9 protein-coding genes are annotated in these 7,721 nt (G+C 60.1%); 6 read left to right on the forward strand and 3 right to left on the reverse strand.

Annotated features, from left to right (window positions below; all coding sequences use genetic code 11):
- Positions 1–86: 86 nt before the first annotated feature.
- The 3 genes from phaZ to GIW69_RS21330 all read left to right on the forward strand — a co-directional run bounded on the left by phaZ (position 87) and on the right by GIW69_RS21330 (position 3,386).
- Positions 87–941, forward strand: coding sequence for a poly(3-hydroxyalkanoate) depolymerase (phaZ, locus tag GIW69_RS21320; RefSeq protein ID WP_236484759.1), 855 nt, complete (start codon positions 87–89; stop codon positions 939–941).
- Positions 942–1,055: 114 nt separating this feature from the next.
- The gene (gene phaC / locus GIW69_RS21325; protein WP_236484760.1) at positions 1,056–2,738 is read left to right on the forward strand and encodes a class II poly(R)-hydroxyalkanoic acid synthase; all 1,683 of its coding nucleotides are present in this window, start codon (positions 1,056–1,058) and stop codon (positions 2,736–2,738) included.
- Between the two features lie 30 nt (positions 2,739–2,768).
- On the forward strand, positions 2,769–3,386 hold the full coding sequence (locus GIW69_RS21330; RefSeq protein WP_236484761.1) for a TetR/AcrR family transcriptional regulator: 618 nt from the start codon (positions 2,769–2,771) through the stop codon (positions 3,384–3,386).
- Positions 3,387–3,536: 150 nt separating this feature from the next.
- On the opposite strand, the gene GIW69_RS21335 is transcribed toward GIW69_RS21330, so the two are convergent.
- The 3 genes from GIW69_RS21335 to GIW69_RS21345 form a co-directional block, all read right to left on the reverse strand.
- Positions 3,537–4,391, reverse strand: a complete 855-nt coding sequence (locus GIW69_RS21335; protein ID WP_236484762.1) for a phasin family protein — start codon at positions 4,389–4,391, stop codon at positions 3,537–3,539.
- A gap of 10 nt (positions 4,392–4,401) precedes the next feature.
- On the reverse strand, positions 4,402–4,824 hold the full coding sequence (locus tag GIW69_RS21340) for a phasin family protein (RefSeq protein WP_236484763.1): 423 nt from the start codon (positions 4,822–4,824) through the stop codon (positions 4,402–4,404).
- 142 nt (positions 4,825–4,966) lie between these two features.
- On the reverse strand, positions 4,967–5,242 hold the full coding sequence (locus GIW69_RS21345; protein ID WP_236484764.1) for a polyhydroxyalkanoic acid system family protein: 276 nt from the start codon (positions 5,240–5,242) through the stop codon (positions 4,967–4,969).
- A gap of 166 nt (positions 5,243–5,408) precedes the next feature.
- On the opposite strand from GIW69_RS21345, the gene ubiE reads away from it, so the two are divergent.
- From ubiE to GIW69_RS21360, 3 genes are all read left to right on the forward strand, one after another.
- Positions 5,409–6,179 carry a bifunctional demethylmenaquinone methyltransferase/2-methoxy-6-polyprenyl-1,4-benzoquinol methylase UbiE gene (gene ubiE / locus GIW69_RS21350; RefSeq protein ID WP_060542605.1) on the forward strand — a complete coding sequence of 257 codons (771 nt, stop codon included), beginning with the start codon at positions 5,409–5,411 and terminating at the stop codon, positions 6,177–6,179.
- Positions 6,179–6,802 (forward strand): ubiquinone biosynthesis accessory factor UbiJ, encoded by a 624-nt coding sequence (locus tag GIW69_RS21355; RefSeq protein WP_236484765.1) that lies wholly within the window; start codon positions 6,179–6,181, stop codon positions 6,800–6,802. Before ubiE ends, GIW69_RS21355 begins: the two co-directional genes overlap by 1 nt.
- Positions 6,799–7,721 (forward strand): AarF/UbiB family protein (locus tag GIW69_RS21360; protein WP_236484766.1); only part of this gene is annotated, 923 nt, incomplete at its 3' end. The genes GIW69_RS21355 and GIW69_RS21360, both read left to right, overlap by 4 nt.

The raw sequence follows: 7,721 nt of genomic DNA on the forward strand, positions 1-7,721 counted from the left end.
GGCAAGCTTTGAGCTGCAAGCTGAACCTGTTCTGCTTGCGGCTCGTGGCTTGCCGCTGCTCCTCCCTAACCCGAAGGGTTTGATCCATGCCGCACCCGTTCATATTCCGTACCGTCGACCTGGATGGCCAGACCCTCCGCACGGCGGTGCGCCCCGGCAAGCCTCACTTGACGCCCCTGCTGATTTTCAACGGCATCGGCGCCAACCTGGAGCTGGTGTTTCCGTTCGTCGCGGCGCTGGATCCGGATCTGGAAGTGATCGCGTTCGACGTGCCCGGTGTCGGCGGTTCTTCCACGCCGAACCGGCCGTACCGCTTTCCCGGTCTGGCGAAACTCACCGCGCGGATGCTCGATTACCTCGATTACGGCCAAGTCAATGTCATCGGCGTGTCGTGGGGCGGCGCCCTTGCGCAGCAGTTCGCCTACGACTATCCCGAGCGCTGCAAAAAACTGGTGCTGGCGGCCACGGCGGCCGGCGCGGTGATGGTGCCGGGCAAACCCAAAGTGCTGTGGATGATGGCCAGCCCACGGCGCTACATCCAGCCCTCCCATGTCATCCGCATCGCGCCGATGATTTACGGCGGCGCGTTCCGGCGCGATCCGACGCTCGCTGCGCGTCATGCAGCCAAGGTGCGTTCGGCGGGCAAGCTCGGTTATTACTGGCAGTTGTTCGCCGGCCTTGGCTGGACGAGCATTCACTGGCTGCACAGGATCCATCAGCCGACCCTGGTGCTGGCCGGCGACGACGATCCGCTGATCCCGCTGGTCAACATGCGCCTGCTCGCCTGGCGGATCCCCAACGCGCAATTGCACATCATCGATGACGGTCACCTGTTCCTGATTACCCGTGCCGAAGCGGTCGCGCCGATCATCATGAAGTTCCTTGAAGAAGAGCGGCAGCGTGCCGTGATGCATCCGCATCCTTCACCACTGGGCGGATAACCTGCCCGGTGTCGCGCGGCAGGACGCCGCGCCGCGCAGCAACCCGTAACAGCGTCTATGGTGTTCTGGTTCGGTGTGTTTGTTTTTGGCTTGAAGACGAAGGAGTGTTGACTCATGCGCGACAAACCAGCGACGGGCGTAGTGCCCCGTCCGGCCGTGTTCATCAATGCACAAAGCGCAATGACCGGCCTGCGAGGCCGGGACATGATCTCAACCCTGCGCAGCGTCGCCGCCCATGGCTTGCGCAATCCGCTGCACAGCGCCCGGCACGCCCTGAAACTCGGCGGGCAATTGGGCCGCATCCTGCTCGGCGAAACCCTGCACCCGACCAACCCGCAGGACAACCGCTTCGCCGACCCGACGTGGAGCCTCAACCCGTTTTACCGACGCACATTGCAGGCCTATCTGAGCTGGCAGAAAGAGGTCAAAAGCTGGATCGACGAAAGCGGCATGAGCCCGGATGAGCGCGCCCGTGCGCACTTCGCCTTCAGCCTGCTCAATGATGCCGTCGCGCCCTCCAACACGTTACTCAATCCACTGGCAATCAAAGAACTGTTCAACTCCGGCGGCAGCAGTGTCGTGCGCGGCTTGAGTCATCTGATCGATGATCTGCTGCACAACGACGGCCTGCCGCGCCAGATCACCAAACAGGCTTTCGAAGTCGGCAAGACGGTTGCCACCACCAGCGGCTCGGTGGTATTTCGCAACGAAATGCTCGAACTGATCCAGTACAAGCCGATGAGCGAAAAGCAGTACGCCAAGCCGCTGCTGGTGGTGCCGCCGCAAATCAACAAGTACTACATTTTCGACTTGAGTCCGCAGAACAGCTTCGTCCAGTACGCCCTGAAAAACGGTTTGCAGACCTTCATGATCAGTTGGCGCAACCCGGATGTGCGTCATCGCGAATGGGGGCTGTCGACCTATGTCGAGGCCGTCGAAGAAGCCATGAACATCTGCCGGGCAATCACCGGTGCCCGCGAGGTCAACCTGATGGGCGCCTGCGCCGGCGGGCTGACCATTGCCGCGCTGCAAGGGCATTTGCAGGCCAAGCGGCAATTGCGCCGAGTCGCCAGCGCGACCTATCTGGTCAGCCTGCTCGACAGCCAGATGGATTCCCCGGCCGCGCTGTTTGCCGACGAGCAAACCCTCGAAGCGGCCAAACGCCGCTCGTATCAGAAAGGCGTGCTGGACGGTCGCGACATGGCCAGGGTCTTCGCGTGGATGCGCCCGAACGATTTGATCTGGAGTTACTTCGTCAATAACTACCTGCTCGGCAAGGAGCCGCCGGCGTTCGACATCCTCTACTGGAACAACGACAGCACTCGCCTGCCGGCGGCACTGCATGGCGACCTGCTGGACTTCTTCAAGCACAACCCGCTGACCCACCCGGGCGGCCTCGAAGTGTGCGGCACGCCAATCGACCTGCAAAAAGTCACCGTCGACAGCTTCAGTGTCGCGGGGATGAACGACCACATCACGCCGTGGGACGCGGTGTATCGCTCGGCGCTGCTGCTTGGCGGTGACCGGCGCTTCGTGTTGTCCAGCAGCGGCCACGTACAGAGCATCCTCAACCCGCCAAACAACCCGAAAGCCAATTACGTCGAGAACGGCAAACTGAGCAGCGACCCACGCGCCTGGTACTACGACGCCAAACACGTCGACGGCAGTTGGTGGCCACAATGGCTGGAGTGGGTGCAGCAACGTTCCGGCGCCCAGCACGAAACCCGGGTAACCCTCGGCAACGCCAACTATCCACCGATGGAAGCTGCACCCGGTAACTACGTGCGTGTGCGTTGACGCTTAACCGAACTTTTCTAAGAAGACTGGATGAAGACCCGCGACCGGATACTCGAATGTGCCCTGCAGTTATTCAATGAAAAGGGCGAGCCAAATGTTTCGACCATGGAAGTTGCCAATGAAATGGGGATCAGCCCGGGCAACCTCTATTACCACTTCCACGGCAAGGAACCGCTGATTCTCGGGCTGTTCGAGCGCTTTCAGAATGAACTCACGCCGCTGCTCGATCCACCGCCGGATGTTGAACTGGCGCCGGAAGATTACTGGCTGTTTTTGCACCTGATCGTCGAGCGTCTGGCCCAGTACCGGTTTCTGTTCCAGGACTTGTCGAACCTGGCGGGACGATTGCCGAAACTGGCCAAGGGCATTCGCCTGTTGCTCAATGCCCTGAAACGAACCCTGGCGTCGTTGCTGGCGCGGTTGAAGGCTGCCGGGCAAGTGGTCAGCGATACGCAGGCATTGGGGCAACTCGTTGAGCAGATCACCATGACGCTGCTGTTTTCACTGGACTATCAGCGGATTCTGGATCGCGAGGGGGAAGTGAGGCTGGTGGTGTACCAGATCATGATGCTGGTGGCGCCGCATTTGCTGCCGTCGGTGAAAGTGGCGACGGAGCGGTTGGCGTTGCAATATCTGGAAGAGCATTAAGATCAAAAGATCGCAGCCTTCGGCAGCTTCTACAACGCGCCGCCCTGTAGAAGCGGCCGAAGGCTCGGGCTGCGTTCCAACGATTGTTTTTATCCTCAAACAAAAACGCCCGACCTTCACAGGCCGGGCGTTTTTTTGAATCCTGAAAAATCAGGACTGACTGGTCGGCGTCGATGCAACAGTCGGGGTTGCTGCCGGCGTCGGCGCTGCGGCGGAGTTCGCCGAAGCGGCCGGAGCTGCCGGTGTTGCAGGCTTGGCGGCGGCCGCTGCCGGTTTCGGCGCGGCGGCTTTCGGTGCGGCCGGTTTTTTCACTGCGGGCTTTTTCGCCGCAGGTTTCTTCGCAGCGGCAGGTTTCGCCGCCGCTGTTTTGGCAGCGGGCTTGGCGGCCGGTTTGGCGGCTGCCTTCGCGGCAACCGGTTTGGTGGCGGCCTTGACGGCTGCTTTGGCAGCAGGTTTTGCCGCTGCCGCTTTCGCTACCGGTTTGGCAACTGCTTTGGCGAGTGGCTTGGCAGCGCTTTTGGTCGCCGGTTTAGCCGCAGCCGTTTTCGCCGCTGGTTTGGCCGCTGCCGTTTTCGCAGCAACCGGACGCGCCTTCTCGCCGGTGAGTTTTTCGATTTGCTTGGTCAGGGTGTCGACCTTGCTGTGCAGCGCCTTCACTTCATTACGGCTCGGCACGCCCAGGCGCGAAATCGCGCTGTTCAGACGCTTGTCGAAAGCGCCTTCCAACTCATCCCACTTGCCCAGTGCGCGATCTTTCACGCCACTGATGCGCGACTTGGCCGAGGATGCGGAATCCTTGGCGTCATCGACCTTCTTGCCGACTGCGGACTTGGTGAGCTTCTCGGCTTTCTCGCCGTCTTTGACCAATGCATCGAAGAGTTTGCTGCCGTCAGTGTCGATCTTCGAGTACACGCCTAAACCAGCCAGCCAGATTTTGCGGGAGTAGTCTTCGACCTTCCCGACCCACGAGCTGCCTTCTTTTGCGGTGTTCTTTTTAACAGCCATCCCGTTCTCCTTAAGATTTGCGCGCGACGCGTTCGAGCAATGCCGTCAGCTCATCGAGCTTAGCAGAGAGTGCCTCAACGTCATGTTTAGACGGAATGCCGATACGATTCAAGGCGCCTGCTACACGGGAGTCGAACGCCTTCTCGACCTTGTCGAGCTGGAGTTCGACGCGACCTTTGAACGAGGTGACTTCACTCTTGGCTTCATCGATCTCGGCGTTGGCCGCTTCGAGCTTCTCAGCGATTTCTTTTTTTCCTTTCTTTTCAACGATTTGACCAGCCTTGATCAACTCTTGAAAGTATTCGCTGCCCTCGCTGCCGACCTTGGTGTAGGCACCCAGACCTGCCAGCCAGATCTTGCGGGCATAAGATTTAACGTCGCTCAGCGTCGAAGTCGAAGCGTCGATTTTTTTCTTCAAAATAACTTTGGCCATGGTGCACCTCACGCGCAGAAGGTTTGAGGAACTGCCCGCGAAAGTGTCGGGCTCTGGCACAAAGTAAGTAGAAAAATTAGAAACGGCACCCTAACAACTGACACCAATCTTCAGGCTCACTCCTACAGGGGATGAATTTCAATCAGACCAGGGCTTTGTCGAGGGCTTTTTCGATCTCGGCTTTGATCATGCCGCTCATGGCCGACATCATCAGGCCCAGTTCCACATCGACGCGGATCGAATCCTCGGCCACATGCACCGCGCCTTTCACGCCAGAACGCTTGAGGTTGAGCACGTCGCCCGCCCATTGCGGCTCCAGGCCATATTGATCGGAGAGTTTCTGCGCCAGCTTGTCGGCCTTCTCGCGGGCGGCGTCCTTACCCAGGTTGTGCGCACGTTCGACACTGATACGGGCCATGGAATGACTCCTTCTTTTTGAATACAGCAATGAATGCTTGTCGGTAAATCTTGACCGCCGCTGCGGCAAATCATCCCGAGGGTGAACCATCTTACCTTTAGCCATGCCAAGACAAAGCATGGCTTGGGGATTAGAATGTCGCGCATTCTCTTTTGGTGACAGCGATATGACTGATCAGCGCAAAGGCAGCGATGCCGAACCCACCACTCACTTCGGCTTCAAGAACGTTCCGGAAAGCCAGAAAGCGGAAAAAGTCGCTGAGGTGTTCCACTCCGTCGCCGCGAAATACGACCTGATGAACGACCTTCTGTCGGGCGGCATGCACCGTCTGTGGAAGCGCTTCGCGATCGAATTGTCCGGCGTACGCAGCGGCAACCGCGTGCTGGACATCGCCGGCGGCACCGGTGACCTGACCAAAAAATTCTCCCACCTCGTCGGCCCGACCGGCCAGGTGGTGCTCGCCGACATCAACGAATCCATGCTCAAGGTCGGTCGTGACCGCCTGCTGGATCTGGGCGTCGCCGGCAATGTCGAATTTGTTCAGGCCGACGCGGAAAAACTGCCGTTCCCGGACAACCATTTCGACTGCGTGACCATCGCGTTCGGCCTGCGCAACGTGACGCACAAGGAAGACGCCCTGCGCTCCATGCTGCGCGTGCTCAAGCCCGGCGGTCGCCTGTTGGTGCTGGAATTTTCCAAACCGACCAACGCGCTGATGTCCAAGGCGTACGACGCCTACTCGTTCGCCTTCATGCCGTTGATGGGCAAGCTGATCACCAACGACTCGGAAAGCTATCGCTATCTGGCCGAATCGATCCGCATGCACCCGAATCAGGAAACCCTGAAGTCGATGATGGTCGAGGCCGGTTTCGACCGCGTGACCTATCACAACATGACCGCCGGCATCGTCGCCTTGCACCGCGGCATCAAGCCCTGATGCTGCTCACCGGGCTGCTCGCCAGCGTCGAACTCGGTCTGAACCGGGTGCTGCGTCTCGACAGCACGGCGCTGCCGCGTCTGGCGCACCTGACCGGCAAAGTGATTGCCGTCGAATGCCGCAGCCCGGCGCTGCACCTGTTCATCCTGCCCAGCGACGAAGGTCTGATGCTCGCCTCGAACTGGGAAACCGGCGCCGATTGCACCCTGCGCGCGCCGGCCGCCAGCCTGATGAAACTGGCTTTAAGCAAAGACAAGACTGGCGTACTGCACAGCCCGGAAGTCGAACTCGACGGCGACAGCGGTGTACTGCTGGATCTGGCCGGCGTGTTGCAGGATCTGGAGCTGGACTGGGAGTATGAACTCTCGCGCTGGCTCGGCCCCGTCGCTACGCAACTGGTCGGTGGCCATCTGCGCAGCCGCGCACGCTGGTATCAACAAGGATTCGCCAGCCTCAACCAGAACCTCGCCGAATACCTCGCCGAAGAATCGCGCACCCTCGTCGGGCAGCGCGAAGCCGAAGCGCGATTCAGCGAACTGGACCGGATCAAACTTGATCTGGAACGTCTCGAGGCGCGCTTCGAGCGCCTTTCCCGATCCCTCGACCCAAGCGATAACGCATGAAGCTGCTTGCCGTCCGCCGTCTGTTGCGCATCCAGCGCGTCGTGATCCGCTACCGCCTCGATGATTTGCTGTTCGAGTTGCCGCTGCCCTGGTTCCTGTTGGCGCTGCGCTATGTGCTGCCGTGGCGCTGGTTCCCGCGTAAGCCGCTGGATCTGAGCCGAGGCGCGCGCCTGCGTCTGGCGTTGCAGGCACTGGGGCCGATCTTCATCAAGTTCGGGCAGATTCTCTCGACCCGCCGCGACTTGCTGCCGGAAGACATCGCCGACGAGCTGATGCTGTTGCAGGATCGCGTGCCACCCTTCGATTCGCAGCTGTCGGTCAAGCTGATCGAAGAACAGCTGGGCAAGAAGATCAGCGAAGTGTTCAGCCGTTTCGACGTCGAACCGCTGGCCTCGGCCTCGGTGGCGCAGGTGCATGCCGCGCAACTGAAGACCGGCGAAGAAGTGGTGGTCAAGGTCATCCGCCCGGGGCTGAAACCGATCATTGCGCAGGATCTGGCGTGGCTGTTCATTCTCGCCCGCGCCGCTGAGAAGTTTTCCGCCGATGCGCGTCTGTTGCACCCGGTGGACGTGGTTCAGGACTACGAAAAAACCATCTACGACGAACTCGATTTGCTGCGCGAGGCCGCCAACGCCAGCCAGTTGAAACGCAACTTCGAAGGCTCGCCGCTGCTCTACGTGCCACAAGTCTATTGGGACTGGTGCCGGCCGAAAGTGTTGGTGATGGAGCGTATCTACGGTATTCAGGTGACGGATCTGGCGACCCTCGCCGACCAGCGCACCGACATGAAGATGCTCGCCGAACGCGGTGTGGAAATTTTCTTCACCCAGGTATTCCGCGACAGTTTCTTCCACGCCGACATGCACCCGGGCAACATCTTCGTCAGCACCATCAACCCGTGGAGCCCGCAATACATCGC

Source organism: Pseudomonas syringae, assembly GCF_021605415.1.
Classification (GTDB): Bacteria; Pseudomonadota; Gammaproteobacteria; order Pseudomonadales; family Pseudomonadaceae; genus Aquipseudomonas; species Aquipseudomonas syringae_S.

What these genes read in the sequence shown, in the direction of transcription:
- phaZ (WP_236484759.1), top strand. Translation starts at nt 87, where the DNA reads ATGCCGCACCCGTTCATATTCCGTACCGTCGACCTGGATGGCCAGACC.
- phaC (WP_236484760.1), top strand. Translation starts at nt 1,056, where the DNA reads ATGCGCGACAAACCAGCGACGGGCGTAGTGCCCCGTCCGGCCGTGTTC.
- GIW69_RS21330 (WP_236484761.1), top strand. Translation starts at nt 2,769, where the DNA reads ATGAAGACCCGCGACCGGATACTCGAATGTGCCCTGCAGTTATTCAAT.
- GIW69_RS21335 (WP_236484762.1), bottom strand. Translation starts at nt 4,391, where the DNA reads ATGGCTGTTAAAAAGAACACCGCAAAAGAAGGCAGCTCGTGGGTCGGG.
- GIW69_RS21340 (WP_236484763.1), bottom strand. Translation starts at nt 4,824, where the DNA reads ATGGCCAAAGTTATTTTGAAGAAAAAAATCGACGCTTCGACTTCGACG.
- GIW69_RS21345 (WP_236484764.1), bottom strand. Translation starts at nt 5,242, where the DNA reads ATGGCCCGTATCAGTGTCGAACGTGCGCACAACCTGGGTAAGGACGCC.
- ubiE (WP_060542605.1), top strand. Translation starts at nt 5,409, where the DNA reads ATGACTGATCAGCGCAAAGGCAGCGATGCCGAACCCACCACTCACTTC.
- GIW69_RS21355 (WP_236484765.1), top strand. Translation starts at nt 6,179, where the DNA reads ATGCTGCTCACCGGGCTGCTCGCCAGCGTCGAACTCGGTCTGAACCGG.